The 16837-nt window shown below is 65.5% G+C and carries 14 protein-coding genes; 9 read left to right on the forward strand and 5 right to left on the reverse strand.

All coding sequences use genetic code 11. The features are described 5' to 3' along the window. Positions 1-82 precede the first annotated feature (82 nt). Positions 83-1663 (forward strand): AMP-binding protein, encoded by a 1581-nt coding sequence (locus I6F12_RS31585; RefSeq protein ID WP_225158008.1) that lies wholly within the window; start codon positions 83-85, stop codon positions 1661-1663. A gap of 135 nt (positions 1664-1798) precedes the next feature. Here the strand turns inward: I6F12_RS31585 and I6F12_RS31590 are convergent, their stop codons facing one another. From I6F12_RS31590 to I6F12_RS31600, 3 genes are all read right to left on the reverse strand, one after another. Then, positions 1799-2893 (reverse strand): HD domain-containing phosphohydrolase, encoded by a 1095-nt coding sequence (locus I6F12_RS31590; protein WP_036002556.1) that lies wholly within the window; start codon positions 2891-2893, stop codon positions 1799-1801. Between the two features lie 419 nt (positions 2894-3312). After that, positions 3313-5595, reverse strand: a complete 2283-nt coding sequence (locus I6F12_RS31595) for a molybdopterin cofactor-binding domain-containing protein (protein WP_074447595.1) — start codon at positions 5593-5595, stop codon at positions 3313-3315. Continuing rightward, entirely contained in the window at positions 5592-6083 is a 492-nt protein-coding gene (locus I6F12_RS31600) for a (2Fe-2S)-binding protein (protein WP_025033225.1), read from the reverse strand. The genes I6F12_RS31595 and I6F12_RS31600 overlap by 4 nt, the downstream gene beginning before the upstream one ends. Positions 6084-6567: 484 nt before the next feature. On the opposite strand from I6F12_RS31600, the gene I6F12_RS31605 reads away from it, so the two are divergent. The 3 genes from I6F12_RS31605 to I6F12_RS31615 all read left to right on the forward strand — a co-directional run bounded on the left by I6F12_RS31605 (position 6568) and on the right by I6F12_RS31615 (position 8534). Next, positions 6568-7332 carry an alpha/beta fold hydrolase gene (locus tag I6F12_RS31605; RefSeq protein ID WP_225158009.1) on the forward strand — a complete coding sequence of 255 codons (765 nt, stop codon included), beginning with the start codon at positions 6568-6570 and terminating at the stop codon, positions 7330-7332. 24 nt (positions 7333-7356) lie between these two features. Then, positions 7357-7692 carry a hypothetical protein gene (locus tag I6F12_RS31610; protein ID WP_225158010.1) on the forward strand — a complete coding sequence of 112 codons (336 nt, stop codon included), beginning with the start codon at positions 7357-7359 and terminating at the stop codon, positions 7690-7692. Between the two features lie 167 nt (positions 7693-7859). Then, complete coding sequence (locus tag I6F12_RS31615; protein ID WP_225158011.1) at positions 7860-8534, forward strand: dienelactone hydrolase family protein; 675 nt, start codon at positions 7860-7862, stop codon at positions 8532-8534. 147 nt (positions 8535-8681) lie between these two features. On the opposite strand, the gene I6F12_RS31620 is transcribed toward I6F12_RS31615, so the two are convergent. Then, positions 8682-9428: a polysaccharide biosynthesis/export family protein gene (locus I6F12_RS31620; protein ID WP_036002627.1), complete on the reverse strand. Its 747-nt coding sequence runs from the start codon at positions 9426-9428 to the stop codon at positions 8682-8684. 133 nt (positions 9429-9561) lie between these two features. Next, complete coding sequence (locus I6F12_RS31625) at positions 9562-9879, reverse strand: hypothetical protein (RefSeq protein ID WP_025033220.1); 318 nt, start codon at positions 9877-9879, stop codon at positions 9562-9564. 423 nt (positions 9880-10302) lie between these two features. Between I6F12_RS31625 and rpsT the strand changes: the two genes are divergently transcribed. The 5 genes from rpsT to I6F12_RS31650 all read left to right on the forward strand — a co-directional run bounded on the left by rpsT (position 10303) and on the right by I6F12_RS31650 (position 16783). Further along, positions 10303-10569: a 30S ribosomal protein S20 gene (gene rpsT / locus I6F12_RS31630; protein ID WP_036002606.1), complete on the forward strand. Its 267-nt coding sequence runs from the start codon at positions 10303-10305 to the stop codon at positions 10567-10569. Positions 10570-11843: 1274 nt separating this feature from the next. After that, positions 11844-13253, forward strand: coding sequence for a chromosomal replication initiator protein DnaA (dnaA, locus tag I6F12_RS31635; protein ID WP_225148457.1), 1410 nt, complete (start codon positions 11844-11846; stop codon positions 13251-13253). A 258-nt stretch (positions 13254-13511) separates the two neighbouring features. Then, complete coding sequence (gene dnaN / locus I6F12_RS31640) at positions 13512-14630, forward strand: DNA polymerase III subunit beta (protein WP_036002613.1); 1119 nt, start codon at positions 13512-13514, stop codon at positions 14628-14630. Between the two features lie 161 nt (positions 14631-14791). Next, the gene (gene recF, locus I6F12_RS31645) at positions 14792-15928 is read left to right on the forward strand and encodes a DNA replication/repair protein RecF (protein WP_225158012.1); all 1137 of its coding nucleotides are present in this window, start codon (positions 14792-14794) and stop codon (positions 15926-15928) included. 120 nt (positions 15929-16048) lie between these two features. Beyond that, entirely contained in the window at positions 16049-16783 is a 735-nt protein-coding gene (locus I6F12_RS31650; protein WP_225158013.1) for a hypothetical protein, read from the forward strand. Positions 16784-16837: the final 54 nt, after the last annotated feature.

Genomic DNA, 16837 nt, shown 5'->3' on the forward strand with positions numbered 1-16837 from the left:
GCGTCCCGCGTCGTCCAATGGCAGGAAGACGCAATCATCAAAAGACAGCCGCCGGCAAGATGCGGCTGCACCGGGAGGAGCCATGCCAGTTCAACAGACCACAGCTGGAATCGTGGGCCCGTTCGACGGGCTCGACGTGCCCTGGCTGCTCAAGCTGCGCGCCGAGGTCCGGCGTGATCATCCGTTCCTGATCTGGGCGCCGTTCGACGCGCCGGCGCGGCGCTGGAGCTACGGCGAGTTTCACGAGCGCGTCGGCGCGCTCGCGGCCGGCCTCGCCAGGCGCGGTGTCAAGCCGGGCCAATATGTGCTCATTCATCTCGACAATTGCATCGAGGCGATGCTGGCCTGGTTCGCCTGCGTCGAGCTCGGGGCCATCGCGGTCACCACCAACACGCGGTCGGCGCCGGCCGAGATCGCGTATTTCGCCGATCATTGCGGCGCGGTCGCCGCGATCACGCAGCCGGCCTATGCGGAAGCCGTCGCGCAGAACTGCAACAACATAAGCTGGCTGGCGGTGACCTCGCACGATGCGGGCGCGGCGCCTGCGCGCGGCGTCTCGCGCGGCGACAGCTTCGAATCGCTGTTCGCCGACAGTGCCGATCGTCCCCGGCGCGCGACCGATCCGCTCGCGCCATGCAGCGTGCAATACACCTCGGGCACGACGTCGCGGCCGAAGGCGGTGCTGTGGACCCATGCCAACGCGCTGTGGGGCGCCAAGATCAACGCCGCGCATGAGGACCTTCACGCCGGCGACGTGCACCAGGCGTACTTGCCGCTGTTCCACACCAATGCGCTGGCCTATTCCATGCTGGCGGCGCTGTGGGTCGGCGCCACTTGCGTGATCCAGCCGCGCTTCTCCGCCAGCCGGTTCTGGGGCGTCGCGCGCGAGCATGGCGCAACCTGGACCTCGACCATCCCGTTCTGCATGAAGGCGCTGCTCGAGCAGGATATCCCGAAAGACCACAAGTTCCGCCTGTGGGGCACCGCCATCAACGAGCCGCCGGCCTTTGCCGCCTTCGGCGTCAAGATGATCGGCTGGTGGGGCATGACCGAGACCATCACCCACGGCATCGTCGGCGAGGTCGATCAGCCCAACATCCCGATGTCGATCGGTCGCGCCGCGCCCGAATATCAGATCCGCATCACTGACGACGACGGACGGCCGACGGAGGTCGGCGACACCGGCAATCTCGCGATCAGGGGCGTCCCCGGCCTGTCGCTGTTCGCCGAGTACCTGCACAACGAGAAGGCGACGCGCGAGAGTTTTGACGAGCACGGCTTCTTCCTCACCGGCGACCGCGTCGAGCGATTGGAGAACGGCTTCATCAAGTTCGGCGACCGCGCCAAGGACATGCTGAAGGTGGGCGGCGAGAACGTTGCGGCCTCCGAGATCGAGCAGGTGATCGCGCTCGTGCCGGGCGTGCGCGAGGCCGCGGTGGTGGCGAAGAAGCATCCGATGCTGGACGAGGTGCCGGTGGTCTTCATCATCCCGCAGGGCGGCGTCGCGGGCGCTGCGCCCGATCTGCAGGATCGCGTGATGGAAGCCTGCCGCAAGGGCCTCGCCGACTTCAAGCTGCCGCGCGAGATCAGGCTCGTCGACGACATGCCGCGCTCGACGCTGGAGAAGGTGGCGAAGGCGGAGCTGCGGAAGCTGGTGGGGTGATCTTGTAGGGTGGGTTAGCCGAAGGCGTAACCCACCAACTTCGTTCGGCAATCGCGGAGGCATGGTGGGTTACGCCTGGCGCCTGCGCTTCGCGCAGCCGCGAGGCTAACCCACCCTACGACTACGGCATCCCGACTAGAACGACCCCAGCGCGACCGGACGGAACGCCTGCAGCAGCTGCTGGTCGAGCTTGCCGCCCATGCCTTCCATCATCGTGAAGGCGCGGGAGTGGGTGAAGGGCATGCGGTAGGCGCGCTTCTCCACCAGCGCTGCGTAGATGTCGACGATTGTCGTCAGGCGCACGATGTCGCTGATCTGGTTCGACGACAGGCCGTTCGGATAGCCGGAGCCGTCGAGGAATTCGTGGTGATGCAGCACCACGTCCAGCATCTCCGGCGGGAAGCCGCCTTGCGCGGCGAGCGCATCATAACCGCGGCGCGGATGCTGGCGGACCTCAGCCATCTCCTCGTCGGTGAGCTTGCCGGGCTTGTCGAGCAGCCAGGCCGGAACGAAGGCCTTGCCGACGTCGTGCAGCAGCGCGGCGCGGGTCAGGCGGCGCTGGTCGTCCTCGCGCATGCCGAGATGCTGGGCGAAGGCGACGGCGAAGCCGGTGACGAACAGGCAATGGCGGTAGCTGCCGACATGGTGACAGCCGACCGTGGTGAGCCATTCCCGCAGCGAGGAATGCTTGATCGCCTTCAGGATCTTGCTCTCGGCGGCGATGACGTCGTCGAAGGTCAGGGCCACGCCGAGCGGCAGCTTCTCGAACATCTTGGTCAGCACCGCATGCGCCGCCTCGACGCCGCGGTTGAGCGTCTTGCCGCGATCGGTCGCGTCATAGGCCGCGGTGTCCGGGAAGGCGGCGCGAATGCGCTGCAGGATGGCCTCGGCCTGGAGCGGCCGTGAGATGGTGTCGGTGGCTCCTAACGCCCAGGCCTGCATGGTGCCGTGATGCAGGGCGTCCGCGAGCACGAACAGCCGCGGCATCGAACGATAGGCATCGCCGCGCAGCTTGTTGCGGACCCGCTGCACGCTGTCGGGCGAGCGCAGATTGATGTCGACCACGAGCCCGGAGAGATCGCGCGAGGGCTGGGCGGGGATCTCGTCCGTCTTCACCGTGGAGACGTCGCCGACCGCTTTCAGGATGCTGGCGAGCTCGCTGCTCCCGTCGCTCCGATCGGAGGCGAGCAGAAGCCGGCGTTTGGCGGCGGATTTGGCTGTGGCGTTCATGGCTTCCCCCACAAGGACCGGAAACTCGGGCGTATTGGCCGATGAGCCTAAGCCGGATCAGGTTCTCTGGCCCTTAAGAGGCGTGCTCAATGGAACCTTGGGGAATTGCACGCAATTTTACGGATTGGGGTTCAGGGGGGAATTTCACAACCGGCGAAAACAACCCCATGCACAGTAGAACGGGCATTGATGGATAAGGGGAATTTTGGACGCTATCGCCCCGCCCTCCGCTGTCGTCGCCCGGCTTGACCGGGCGACCCAGTACGCTGAGACGGTCCGGCTGAAACCGAGAAGCCGCGGCGTACTGGATGCCCCGGTCAAGCCGGGGCATGACGGTGAGGGTGTGGAGGCGGCTCCAAAACAAATCCGCCGGAGGTTGCCCTCCGGCGGATCAGCTCATTCGGCAATCGCAGCGCGACTTACGCCTTCATGCTCGCCTTCACGGCTTCCGCGGTGATCGGCAGGGCGCGGACGCGGGCGCCGCTAGCATTGAAGATGGCGTTGCCGATGGCCGGCGCGACCACGGTGACCGCGGGCTCGCCGACGCCGGTGGCCTTCTCGCCATTGGCGATCACGGCGATCGCGACCTCGGGCGTCTGGCTCATGCGCAAGGGCGTGTAGCCATCGAAATTGGTCTGCTCGATGCCACCGTCCTTCAGCGTCGCCTTCTCGTACATCGCCAGCGACAGGCCCCACAGCGCCGCACCCTCGACCTGGGCGCGGACATTGTCGGGATGCACCTGCGTGCCGACGTCGGTTGCGACCGTGAGCTTCTTCACGGTCACCTCCCCCGACGGCGCGACGGCGACGTGAGCCACGCACGCCGTCCAGCTCGCGGTCGCCCGCTCCTGCGACGAGACGCAGGCGACGCCCATGCCCTCGCCTTTCGGCAATTGCTTGGTGCCGTAGCCGGACAGTCCCATCGCGGCGAGCAGCGTGTTGCGCAAGCGCTGCGCGCCGCCGTCGTTCTTGCCGGCGCCGTCGAGCAACGAGATGCGGAACTGGGCGGGATCCTTGCCCGTCGCCGCCGCGATCTCGTCGATCATGCTTTCGACCGCCCAGAAGGTCCAGCCCGGCGCCACCGAGCGAAGCTGGCCGGAGGGCGTGGCGTTGTGCGCGAGCTCGTTCTTGATCGCGCGCACATAATGGTTGGGCACGGTGTAGAAGAAGTCCGCGCCGTTCACAGTAAAGGAATCGAGCGGGCCCTTCTTGTCGACCGAGGGCGTGAGGAAGTCGGGGATTCCCCAGCGCGCGGTCGGCCAGGCCGAGACCACGTCGTGGCTGATCGCAATCAGCTTGCCATCGCCATCCACGCCGGCCTTCACTTTTTGGTAGGTGAGGGGACGCGAGAAATCCATCGTCATGTCGTTCTCGCGCGAGTAGATCACCTTCACCGGCTTGCCGACCGCCTTGGCCGCCTGCACCGCCGGAATCATCATGTCGGCATCGAGACGCCGGCCGAAGCCGCCGCCCAGCCACATCTGGTGCATGACCACGAACTTCGGATCGATCCCGGCAGCGCCCGCCGCGATCGCGCCGGAGCGCGTTGCGAACTGGTTGCCGGAATAGATGTGCAGGATGTCGCCCTTGAACTCCGCGGTGGCGTTCATCGGCTCCAGCGGCGCGTGGATGTTGATGCTGGTGGTGTATTCCGCCTCCACCACCTTGGCCGCCGAGCCGAAGGCTGCATTGGGATCGCCGTCCTTAACGAAGAACTGGCCGGAATCGTCCAGCTTCTGGAGCCGCTTGGCCTCGTCGAGCAGCGACTCGCTCGACACCTTCGCATTCGGTCCCGCGTCATAGGCGATCTTCAGCGCCTGCGCCGCTTTCTTGGCGTTGGCGTAGGTGCTGGCGACGGCGACGACCCAGCCCGATGTCGTGCCGGTCTTGTCGTCGAGCGTGACGGCCTTGATGAAGCCCGACACCTTCTTTGCCGCGCTGTCGTCGACCGATTTCACGGTGGCGCCGAAGCGCACCGGCGGCGTGACCAGGGCGCCATAGGCCATGCCCGGCAGCATCACGTCGATACCGTACTTGGCCGTGCCGTTGGTCTTTGAGGGGATGTCGAGTTGCGGAACCGAGACGCCGATCATGGTGTACTGGTCCGGCGATTTCAGCTTGATCGCCTTCAGCTCGTCGGGCGTGAAGGTTTTCGTCGCCTTGCCGCTTTTCACGACATCGGCAAACGACATCTGCTTCTTCGATTTCGGATGCACGATCATGGAATCGCGCACCACGAGCTCCGATGCCGGCACGCCCATGGCGGCGGCGGCACCTTCGGTCAATGCGATACGACCGGCGGCGCCGGCCCGGCTCATCGCTTCGAAGTTCATCATGGTCGACCAGCTGCCGCCGGTGATCTGCGCGCCCAGCACGGGATCGTTGAACTTGGGATCGTTGGAGGCGAGCGCTACGCGCATGTCGCTCCATTTCGCGCCCAGCTCCTCGCAGACGATCTGCGCCATGGTGGAGGCGATGTGCTGGCCCATATCGGCCTTGCCGCAGGTCACGGTGACAAGCCCGTCCGGCGCGATCGCGTACCACACGCTCGGCTCGAAATTGGCGGGCGCGGCGGCTGCCGATTCGATGCCGGGCACGCCGGCATAGCCGAGCACGAGGCCGGTCGCGGCGGTGCCGACGAGGAAGGAGCGGCGGCTGAGATCCGTCGTCTCGGGCGTCAATTTCTTCACATGCTCGTTCATGTGGGCCTCCGCTCGCTCGAGGTGGCCGAGGCGGTGCGCATCTCGGATGCGGCGCGCATGATCGCCTTCTGGATCCGCGAATAGGTCATGCAGCGGCAGAGATTGCCGTCCATATGGGCGACCACTTCCTCCTTGGTCGGATTGGGATTCTTGGCGAGCAGCGAAGCCGCCTGCATGATCTGGCCGGACTGGCAATAGCCGCATTGCGGCACCTGCTCGGCGATCCAGGCCTTCTGCAAGGGATGATCGCCCTTGGCGGAGAGACCTTCGATGGTGGTGATCTTCTTGCCGGCGACGTCACTGAGCATGGTCTGGCACGAGCGCACGGCTTCACCGTTGACGTGCACGGTGCAGGCACCGCACAGCCCGGCACCGCAGCCGAACTTGGTACCGGTCATCTGCAATTGCTCGCGGATCGCCCAGAGGAGCGGCGTGTCGTTCGCCGCATCCACGGACAGACTCCGCCCGTTGATGGTGAGAGTTGGCATAGGCGTCTTCCCCTGCCGGTGCATGAAGCCGCTTACGGCGGCAATTTGAATGGCGGACGCCCACCGGGCTGGCGTCAGCCTTGCCGGCGAGAATGATCGCGTTCCGGCGCGGAGGCAAATGCAATTTGGAACGAGTCGAAAAAGCGCTCGCCACACTCGCCCGTTGTGCGCCGCGCCAAGGGCGTCGACGCAGCCACTGGACACAACAGCGCATGCCTCCGGCATGCGTGCTACGCATTCAGGCAGTTTCTTCGAGGTAACTTGGCGAGCTAAGGTGCAGCTGCCGCCGCTTTCTTCCTTCTCCCCTTGTGGGAGAAGGTGGCGCGAAGCGCCGGATGAGGGGTTGTATCCGCGCACTCGCATTGAGAGAGTCATGCGCGGATAGAGACCCCTCACCCGGCTTCGCTTTCAGCGAAGTCACCCTCTCCCGCAAGGGGAGAGGGTGCAGCGGTGTCGGCGAGGAAAAAGAAAGGGCGGGGAAGCAATGCCGGAGATCAATCGCGACGGCGTCAACATCTACTACGAGGTTCATGGCAACGGGCCGCCGCTGCTGCTCACCCACGGCTATTCCTCGACCTCGGCGATGTGGCATGGGCAAATCGACGCGCTGGCGAAGGACCACACGCTGATCCTGTGGGACATGCGCGGCCACGGCCAGTCCGATTACCCTGACGATGCGAGTGCTTATAGCGAAGACCTCACGGTCGGTGACATGGCGGCGATCCTCGATGCGGTCGGCGCGAAGCGCGCCATCATCGGCGGGCTTTCGCTCGGCGGCTACATGTCGCTGGCGTTCTATCGCGCACATCCGGAGCGGGCCCGCGCGCTGCTGATCATCGACACCGGCCCCGGCTTCAGGAAGGACGATGCGCGCGAAGCCTGGAACGCGCGAGCGCTCGCCACGGCCGACCAGCTCGACCGCGAAGGCCTCGATGTGCTGAAAGCGGCGACGCGCGAGCGCGCCACCGCGAACCATCGCAACGCCAGCGGGCTTGCGCTCGCCGCGCGCGGCATGCTGACCCAGCGCGATGCGCGCGTGATGGAGCTGTTGCCTGAGATCAAGGTGCCCAGCCTGATCGTGGTCGGCGCCGACGACACCCCGTTCCTCGCCGCGTCCGACTACATGGCCGCAAAAATCCCCGGCGCACAAAAGGTCGTGATCCCCGCCGCCGGCCACGCCGTCAACATCGATCAGCCCCAGGCTTTTGTTGACGCGGTCGTGCCTTTCCTGAAGAACTTGCCGGCATAGGCCGATCGAGCAGGGACACAGGCGATGAAGCTGATGATGCTGGCTGCGGGGACGATGTTGCTGTCGCTATCCGCACAGGGCGAGCCGATCGGCGCCGTGCCGCCGCGCCAGCCCTTCGTCACGACCTTGTCGAACAACACGCCGCTCGCCTTCGGCATGGATGCCGAACAGACCGCGCGCGCCCTCGGGCAGAGGCTGCAATATGTGCGGGGACGTCCCGGCCACGAGATCTATCTCGCCTTGCGCAACATCGGCGGCAGCGGCCTGATCCCCTATCGCCATCGCCTGTTCCTGCAATTCCGCCACGGCCGGCTGGCCGGATGGAAGGAGGATTACGGCGAGAACTGGATGTGGGAGTGAGGTGTTACCCCTCATCCTGAGGAGCTTGCACAGCAAGCGTCTCGAAGGATGCAGGCCGGGCTGCTGCATCTCGGCCTTTCATCCTTCGAGACGCGCGCAGGTGCGCGCTCCTCAGGATGAGGGGAGAGAGCTGAATTTCGGATCGACAACCAAGAAGGACAACCCGCGTGGGACAGGACATCAAGCTGACAGCCTCGGACAATTTCCAGCTCGGCGCCTATCGCGCTGATCCCGCCGGCACGCCGAAGGGCGCGGTGGTGGTGATCCAGGAGATCTTTGGGGTCAATCACCACATCCGCTCGGTCTGCGACCGCCTCCCCGGGGAAGGCTATGTCGCGATCGCGCCGTCGATCTTCGACCGGACGGCGCCGAACTTCCAGTCGGGCTATTCGCCCGACGAGATCGCGGAGGCGCGCAAGTTCGTGGCCAACCCGGACTGGGCCGCGATGCTGCGCGACACGCAGGCTGCGATCGATGCGGTCAGAAGCGTCGGGCCCGTCGGCATCATCGGATTTTGCTTGGGCGGCAGCATCGCCTTCGTCGCGGCGACGCGACTGACCGGCCTGAAGGCGGCGATCGGTTATTACGGCGGCGCCGTCGTGCGCTTCGCCGACGAGACGCCGAAGGTGCCGACCCAGCTGCATTTCGGCGAGAAGGATGCCGGCATTCCGCTCGCCGACGTCGAGACCATCAAGTCGAAGCGGCCGGATGTGGAGGTCTTCATCTATCCAGGCGCCCAGCATGGTTTCCATTGCGACGAGCGCGCCAGCTACGACAAGGCCAGCGCAGACATCGCCTGGCCGCGCAGCATGGATTTTTTCGCGAAGCATTTGACGAAGTAGCGCGCGGCTCTTTCCACTGTCATTCCGGGGCGCGCGCAGCGCGAGCCCGGAATCCATCGTGCGTCAGCGTTCGTGGATGAATGGATTCCGGGCTCGCGACTTCGTCGCGCCCCGGAATGACGGGAGGAGAGTGCCTGGGCTTGAGCCCTAGAACCAGCGCTCGCCGACGAACACGGTGTCGCCGGGCGCGAGCGGCGTGCCGAGCGGCACCACGGCGCGCATGGCGCCGCCGTTCTCGGTGTGCGTGACGGTGACCATGTCGCGCTTGGCGCGCGGCGAGAAGCCGCCGGCGATGGCGACCGCGCTCTCGACCGTCATGTTCGGCACGTAGGGATATTGGCCGGGCGCGAGGACCTCGCCGAGGATGAAGAACGGACGATAGGTCTCGATCTCGACCGCCACCGAAGGCTCGCGGATGTAGCCGTTGCGCAGGCGTGCGGCGATCTCGCCGGCCAGCCCCGCCGTGGTGCGGCCGCGGGCGGGCACCGCGCCGATCAGCGGCATGGTGATGGAGCCGCCGGCGTCGATCGCATAGCTGTTGGTGAGACCTTCCTGGCCGTAGACCACGACGCGGAGCTTGTCGCCGGCGTCGAGATGGTAGGAGGGGCCATTGCGCACCGGCACCGCCATCGGCGCGGCGTAGCCGACAGGCATCGGTGCGGGCGAAGCGGCAAAGGAATTGCTGAGCGCTGCGATCGCGCCACCGCCGTTATTGGCGACGACGACCGGCCGCGGCGCATTATAGGGCTGGCCATAGGCCATGGCATCGAGATCGGGACGAGGCTGCACCATCGCGACGGGAGTTGCGGTCTGCATGCAGCCGCCCAAAGCGAGCGCGGCGGACGCTGCCAAGGACGCCAAGTTCGACCATCGAAACGCGCGTGCAACCGGCACCGGACCCATCCTCGAAACGAGACGGCTCCAGTGATGCACCGGTTATGGTTAATAAAGCGTTGAGTGGGGCTCCAACCCTCCCCTGGAGGGGGAGGGTTGGAGGCAGCGCTGTTACGCGGCGCCAGCTGCAGGCTCAATCCCGGGAATAGCCGATCAGCGGTTTCCGCGGGCGGAACAAGATCATCAGGAGGATGCCGAGAATGCCGAGGACGGCGAAGACCGGCTGCTCCAGCACCAGGCGGATCACCGAGGTCCAGAGCCAGGGCGCCTTGGCCTCGACCCAGGTGCGGAAGGCCGATTGGCTGGCCTGATTGATATCGTTCCAGAACTGGCCGAAGCGGGTGAATTTGAGGGTCTGGTCGGCCACCCAGCGGGCGCCGTCATAGACCATGAAGATGAACCCGCCGGCGAGCAGCAACAGCCCAATCAGTCGGAAAAAGCCGCGGATCATGCCTCACCTACGATGGCCGTCGAAGCGGACGACCTTTTCGGAACGATGCCAGCCAATAGCCGGGCGACGGCAGAAATTCAACCTCTTCAGGGCGTTACGGCACTCATCCAGGCCGCCAAAGGGGCGTTTCCGGCGCCCGAAAGCGTTGACGGTGCGAAAGACCCTCTCTATAAGGGCGCCAACTGGCGGTGGGCGCAATCCCGCCGCCGCTGTTCTTTGAGCAGTTGCAGGCACCCTGGGCTTCAGGACTCATCCGAGCTTGAAGACACCTTGGAGCCTCAGAGACAGCCGCAAGGCGGTCGCTCATGTTCCGGGAACGGCCCAGCAACCGAACACCCTAAATCCGAGCGTCGATTCCGCGGTCAAGCAAGCCGGCGCTACCCGACCAAGACGCGACCGGTACCCGCAAAGGACATTGAGACCATGGCCAATACCACTTCCGCCAAGAAAGCGACGCGCAAGATCGCCCGCCGCACTGCCGTCAACAAGTCGCGCCGCACCCAGATGCGTGGCGCCGTGCGCAACGTCGAGGAAGCCATCGAGAGCGGCGACCGCGCCGCTGCCGTGAAGGCGCTCGCGACGGCCGAGCCCGCCTTGATGCGCGCCGCCCAGCGCAACATCATTCACAAGAACAACGCCAGCCGCAAAGTCTCGCGCCTCACCGCGCAGATCGCCAAGCTCGCGAAGTAAATCTTGCCAAGTCATCTTGGCGACATCGTCTGATCGGTCGATCCGGTCAGCGCGTCAAACAGCCCGGCCTCGCGCCGGGCTTTTTTGTTGACTGTCACATTCACGCAAGCAGTCACGCGAGGCTCACGCCTCGCTTGGATGATTTACATCGTCTGCGTCAGTCTTCATTCCGTAATTCTACCTGCCGATGTTCTGCAACAGAGGAAACTTCACTGCGTTGCAAAAAACCCCTGTGAGGCGGGCGCGAATTGAATCGATGGCCGATGAGAGTTCTGCACACCGTAGATTCACCGGAACGTGTGTCACGGTGGAGTTACCCTGCAAAACGAGTCTCGAAAAGCGATGGCTCGATAATCACTTATCAACATAGCAGGGACAAGCATTTGGAAAATTCGCCCGCACGTCGGGCGCATGACGAATTTATAAAAATAATTTGGCGCTGAACGAGAATTGTCACATGACGCGCGGCCTTCTCGATTCTGTGCACGGATTCAAAAACTTGCTTCGCAGCCTGTGAACAACTCCTGTGCGACGTTAACCGAGGTCAAGTTTTTTGACGGCTCAACTGTGAATCAATTTCGTTGCGAGTCTTTCCGCTTAGTGTATTCCTTAACCCAGTCAGCGGCGCCCACGATCTTCAGACCAGCGCGGTTTAGGAAACGGGGCGAGCGTGCAAATCGGCGGCGGTGTGCACGTAGGCGACGCTTCAAAAAGTGATGTCGGTGCAAAACCCACAGCAATGTGGGAATGGTAGCTCTTTGTCTGAATGTTTCCAAGCGGGACCTTTCCCGCTCGCGCCAGGCGCATCTACTCGCGCCAGGCTCATATGAGAGACATCGCGAAGCTACCCCGGCACGCAAGGTGGCGAAGTCGAGCGGACGACTAGTACATTTGGGCAGGCATCCGCGACAGGAGTACGGCGCGGTTGTCTTTAGGACACGCAGGACCTTGTCGTGGGCGATCACGGCAGGACGGGGAGGTATCATGTCTTACGGACTCAACGCGGTATTGCAGCACGTTTCCTTTTCCAACGATGCCGTTTCAGCTCCGTCGGATCTCCAGCCTCCCGCGCGTGACGGAGCGCCGAGTACGCGCTGACCTCGCGACTGCTCCATCTCTGACATCGCTGATCTGACCCGCGGCGTTCGCGCCGAACGGTCGAGCCATGCCCGACGATGGACTCGCTCGAGGTCGCGCCACTCCAGGGACCGTGGCAGGAACCCTGCATGGCGCTCACAAACGCAACTATATCTCTCAAGAGAAGTTTTCTGACGATGACAATGGAACAGGATCGCTGGTCACGCGTGAAGGGTCGGCTGCGCTCGAGCGTTGGCGAGGACGTCTACACAAGCTGGTTTGCGCGCATGGATTTGGAAGGCGTGCAGGACGAGAGCGTGCGGCTCTCGGTGCCGACGCGGTTCCTGAAGAGCTGGATTCAGGCCCATTATGCCGAGCGCGTGCTGTCGTGCTGGCAGGCCGAGATGCCGGAAGTGCATCGCATCGACCTCACGGTGCGGTCCGCCGTGCGCCCCTCGGCGCAGCCGAAGGAAGCGCCCGCGCCGGTCGAGGCGCGCCGCGCGCCGATGCCGGAATTGCGCTCGACCGCGACCGCGCCGGTCTCGGCCAATCACGACGCGCTCGGCGGCTCGCCGCTCGATCCGCGCCTGACCTTCGCCAGCTTCGTCGTCGGCCGCTCCAACACGCTGGCCCATGCGGCCGCGCGCCAGGTCGCCGAAGGGCGTCGCGGCGACTCCGTGATGTTCAACCCGCTCTACATCCATGCCGGTGTCGGCCTCGGCAAGACGCATCTCTTGCAGGCCGTGACCTGGGCCGGCAATTCCGGCAACGAGCGCAAGGTGCTGTATCTCACGGCCGAAAAATTCATGTATGGCTTCGTCGCCGCGCTGAAGACGCAGACGGCGCTGGCCTTCAAGGAAGCGCTGCGCGGCATCGACGTGCTTGTCATCGACGACCTCCAATTCCTGCAGGGCAAGTCGACCCAGGCCGAGTTCTGCCACACGCTGAACGCGCTGATCGACGCCGGCCGCCAAGTCGTGATCGCGGCCGACCGTCCGCCATCGGATCTGGAAAGCCTCGACGATCGCGTGCGCTCGCGGCTCGCCGGCGGGCTCGTGGTCGAGATGGGATCGCTCGGCGAGGAGCTGCGCCACGGCATCCTGAAGTCGCGCGTCGCGGCGGCCCGCGCCCATCACGCCACGTTCGAGGTGCCCGAGGAGGTGCTGCATTATCTGGCGCGCACCATCACCCATAACGGCCGCGACCTCGAAGGCGCTATCAACCGGCTGCTGGCGCATTCCAAGCTCAACAACCGGCCGGTGACGCTGGAGATGGCCGAGCACGAGGTGCGCGACCTGGTGCGGCCGCAGGAGCCGAAGCGGATCAAGATCGAGGACATCCAGCGCGTGGTGGCGCGGCAGTATAATGTCAGCCGCTCCGACCTCTTGTCCTCGCGCCGCACCGCCAACGTGGTGCGCCCGCGCCAGGTGGCGATGTATCTCGCCAAGACGCTGACGCTGCGCTCGCTGCCCGAGATCGGCCGCCGCTTCGGCGGACGCGACCACACGACCGTGCTGCACGCGGTGCGCAAGATCGAGGCGCTGGTCTCCAAGGACACCGCGCTGTCGGAGGAAGTGGAATCGCTGAAGCGCCAGCTTCAGGAATAAAGGCCTAGGGCTCCCGCCCTGCTCCCGCCGCCCCGGCTTGCCTGGGCGGCGTCTTCGTTTTGAGGCGGTAAATCGTGGGGAACTGGCCCCAATGCCTTGAATCTGCGGGCTATCCGCGCCACCTTGCGCGACCCAGACGGCTTTGGTCATATCGGCAGGAATGATCCGGCCGGTCGGGGTCTTCGATGCCGTGGCGCGCGTCCCGCCGCCCGGCCTTCTCAACGCTGTGTTTTCCTAAGGGATCGGGCGAGTAGTGCAATGAAGGTTACGGTCGAACGCGCACAACTGCTGAAGTCGCTGGGCCATGTCCACCGCGTGGTCGAGCGCCGCAACACGATCCCGATTCTCGGCAACGTGCTGGTGCGCGCCGAGAACGCGAAATTGTCGCTGAAGGCGACCGACCTCGACCTCGAAGTGACCGAGACGCTGCCGGCGGAAACCGCGACCGCGGGCTCCACCACCGTGCCGGCGCACATGTTCTACGACATCGTGCGTAAGCTGCCGGACGGCTCGCAGATCGTGCTGGAGGCCGACGGCGACCGCGCCGTGCTCGCGATCCGCGCCGGCCGCTCGCGCTTCACGCTGCAGACGCTGCCGGAGAACGATTTCCCGGATCTGGCCGCCGGCGACATGTCGCATTCGTTCTCGCTCGCCGCCAAGGACGTCAAGCGGCTGATCGACCGCACCCAGTTTGCGATCTCGACCGAGGAGACGCGCTATTACCTCAACGGCATCTATCTGCATGCCGCCGGCACGCCAAAGGCCGCCACCCTGCGCGGTGTCGCCACCGACGGTCACCGCCTCGCCCAGCTCGACCTGGTGCAGCCCAAGGGCGCCGAGGGCATGCCCGGCGTGATCGTGCCGCGCAAGACGGTCGGCGAGGTGCAGCGCCTGATCGAGGACACCGAGGCCGAGATGACGATCGAGCTGTCGCAGGCCAAGATCCGGTTCACCATCGGCAACGTCGTGCTGACCTCGAAGCTGATCGACGGAACCTTCCCTGATTACGGCCGCGTCATTCCGCAGAACAACGACAAGGAGCTCGTCGTCGACAAGAAGGATTTCGAGAACGCGGTCGACCGCGTCTCCACGATTTCGAGCGAGCGCGGCCGCGCGGTCAAATTGTCGCTGTCGGCGGGCAAGCTGGTGCTGTCGGTGACCAATCCGGATTCCGGCAGCGCGACCGAAGAGCTCGAGGTCGAATACGCCTCCGACGCGCTCGATATCGGCTTCAACTCCCGCTATCTGCTCGACATCGCCGCCCAGATCGAAGGCGACGTCGCAACGCTCCGCCTCGCCGACCCCGGCTCGCCGACGCTGGTGCAGGACCGCGACGACAAGAGCGCGCTGTACGTGCTGATGCCGATGCGGGTGTGAGACCTACCGGCATCCACACCTGTCACTACATCGTCATGGCCGGCGTAGCCGTCCGAAAGGACGGCGTCGCTTTGCTCCGCCTATGTCCCGGCCATCCACGTCTTCGGAGCCAAGAACGTGGATGCCCGGCACAAGGCCGGGCATGACGGAAAACGGATCTCATGACCCCCTCCCGCATTCATCGGCTGACGCTGACGCATTTTCGCAATTACCGGGCGGCAGGGCTCGAGACGGCGGCTGATCTGGTGGCGCTGGTCGGACCGAACGGGGCGGGCAAGACCAATTGCATCGAGGCGATCTCGTTCCTGTCGCCGGGCCGCGGCCTGCGCCGGGCGACGCTGGAGGATGTCGCCGACAACCAGGGCGACGGCTCCTGGGCGGTGTCGGCGCAGGTCGAGGGCGCGCTGGGCCTGGCGACGCTCGGCACCGGCATCGATGCGCCGCGCGCGGATACCACGGTCAGCCGGCGCTGCCGCATCGACCGCGAGCCGGTGGGCTCGGCCAGCGCCTTCGGCGATCATATCCGCATGGTGTGGCTGACGCCGGCCATGGACGGGCTGTTCATGGGCGCAGCGTCCGAACGGCGGCGCTTCTTCGACCGTCTCGTGCTCGCCATCGACAGCGAGCATTCCAGCCGCATCAACGCGCTCGAGCGCTCCTTGCGCTCGCGCAACCGCCTGCTGGAGACGCGCAATTACGACGACCATTGGTGCGACGCGATCGAGCGCGAGACGGCCGAACTCGCCGTCGCGGTGGCGGCCACGCGCGGCCAGACCGCGGCAAGGCTCACCGGCATGCTCAACGCGCGCGCACAGGCATCCGCATTTCCGTCCGCTCAGATCGCGCTCGACGGCTGGATGGAGAATGCGCTGCTCGAGGAGACCGCGACCTCGGTCGAGGACCGCTACCGCCAGATCCTGCGCGACAACCGCCCGCGCGATGCGATCGCCGGCCGCACCACCGACGGCCCGCATCTCACCGATCTCCAGGTGATCTACGCGCCCAAGAGCATGCCGGCGCGCGATGCCTCTACCGGCGAGCAGAAGGCGCTGCTGATCGGCCTCGTGCTGGCGCATGCGAGCCTGGTCGCCGAGATGACCGGCATCGTGCCGCTGCTGCTGCTCGACGAGGTGGTTGCGCATCTCGATCCGAACCGCCGGGCGGCGCTGTTCGATGAACTGAAGAAGCTCGGCGCGCAGGTGTGGCTGACCGGTGCGGATCCTGCCGCCTTCGCCGAGATCGGCGCGGGGGGCGAAATGTTTGACGTCGAGAGCGGACGAGTCTCGGCCCGCAGCTAGGCCGCCGCATTGAACCCGCCTGTTCCAGATCGCGACTAGCTGCTTGAGGCCGCAAGAAGCGGCCATCGCGCAGCACTCGGACATGCGCGACATCCTTCGCGATATTTTTGGAGCATGAGCATGACGGCGGTGAGGCATGGGGCGCAAGCTCCGGCACGATGGCAGTTGTTTGCGTGCGGCTTCGCCCTGCTCACGATGTGCATGCTCGCGGCCAGCGCTGGTGCCTCGCTGCCGCATCTGTTTCCGACGCCGCTCACGCTGGATTCCGACGCCAAGCTGCCCGCACCGACCCGCTATACTTACAGAGGGATCCACACCACGCTGATGCAGGGCGTCGACGCGCCGCTCCGCGTCAGGCTGGAGGCCACCGTGCCCGCGGGGCTCAGCGACGTGCTCGCCTTCTACCGGACCGAGCTTCGCAAGCTCGGCTGGCAAGAGCAGCATGATGGCGCCGTGATCAACGCCGATCACGTCCGGCTCGCCTTCGTCTCGCCGCTGGGGCCGGCCGCGCTGATGCTCGATCGCAAGGATTCCGGCACCGCGGTTCATCTGGTGCAGAAGAACGCGGACACGGCGACGAAGGCGAACGTGCTGCCCGAGCCCGGCCAGGCGAAGCTGGTGTTCAGCAATATCGGCGACAAGGAAGCGGTCCTCACCATCAACGAGCGGACCATCCCGCGCCCGGCCGGCGCGAACGCCGTCGCGCTGGACCTCGCGCCGGGCGAATATTCGTACAGGCTGGGCGTCCCGGGCCAACCCGCCACCACGAACATCCTCACCGTCGCCGCCGGCGACACCTGGGAGCTCACGGTCGGGCGCGACGGTGACGCCTGGCCGCCGTTGCAGCTGTACTGAGCCTGTTGAACCTCTCCGGTTCCCGGCGCGACTTCTCGTCTGAGGCCGCGCCGA

The organism is Bradyrhizobium sp. IC4059 (genome assembly GCF_020193615.1).
Classification (GTDB): domain Bacteria; phylum Pseudomonadota; class Alphaproteobacteria; order Rhizobiales; family Xanthobacteraceae; genus Bradyrhizobium; species Bradyrhizobium yuanmingense.

Bases quoted from the DNA above. Each gene is read 5' to 3' on its own strand.
- I6F12_RS31625 (WP_025033220.1), bottom strand. From the start codon at position 9,879: ATGATCCGCGGCTTTTTCCGACTGATTGGGCTGTTGCTGCTCGCCGGC.
- I6F12_RS31610 (WP_225158010.1), top strand. From the start codon at position 7,357: ATGAAGCTGATGATGCTGGCTGCGGGGACGATGTTGCTGTCGCTATCC.
- I6F12_RS31600 (WP_025033225.1), bottom strand. From the start codon at position 6,083: ATGCCAACTCTCACCATCAACGGGCGGAGTCTGTCCGTGGATGCGGCG.
- I6F12_RS31605 (WP_225158009.1), top strand. From the start codon at position 6,568: ATGCCGGAGATCAATCGCGACGGCGTCAACATCTACTACGAGGTTCAT.
- recF (WP_225158012.1), top strand. From the start codon at position 14,792: ATGACCCCCTCCCGCATTCATCGGCTGACGCTGACGCATTTTCGCAAT.
- dnaN (WP_036002613.1), top strand. From the start codon at position 13,512: ATGAAGGTTACGGTCGAACGCGCACAACTGCTGAAGTCGCTGGGCCAT.
- I6F12_RS31650 (WP_225158013.1), top strand. From the start codon at position 16,049: ATGACGGCGGTGAGGCATGGGGCGCAAGCTCCGGCACGATGGCAGTTG.
- I6F12_RS31590 (WP_036002556.1), bottom strand. From the start codon at position 2,893: ATGAACGCCACAGCCAAATCCGCCGCCAAACGCCGGCTTCTGCTCGCC.
- I6F12_RS31595 (WP_074447595.1), bottom strand. From the start codon at position 5,595: ATGAACGAGCATGTGAAGAAATTGACGCCCGAGACGACGGATCTCAGC.
- I6F12_RS31585 (WP_225158008.1), top strand. From the start codon at position 83: ATGCCAGTTCAACAGACCACAGCTGGAATCGTGGGCCCGTTCGACGGG.
- rpsT (WP_036002606.1), top strand. From the start codon at position 10,303: ATGGCCAATACCACTTCCGCCAAGAAAGCGACGCGCAAGATCGCCCGC.
- dnaA (WP_225148457.1), top strand. From the start codon at position 11,844: ATGACAATGGAACAGGATCGCTGGTCACGCGTGAAGGGTCGGCTGCGC.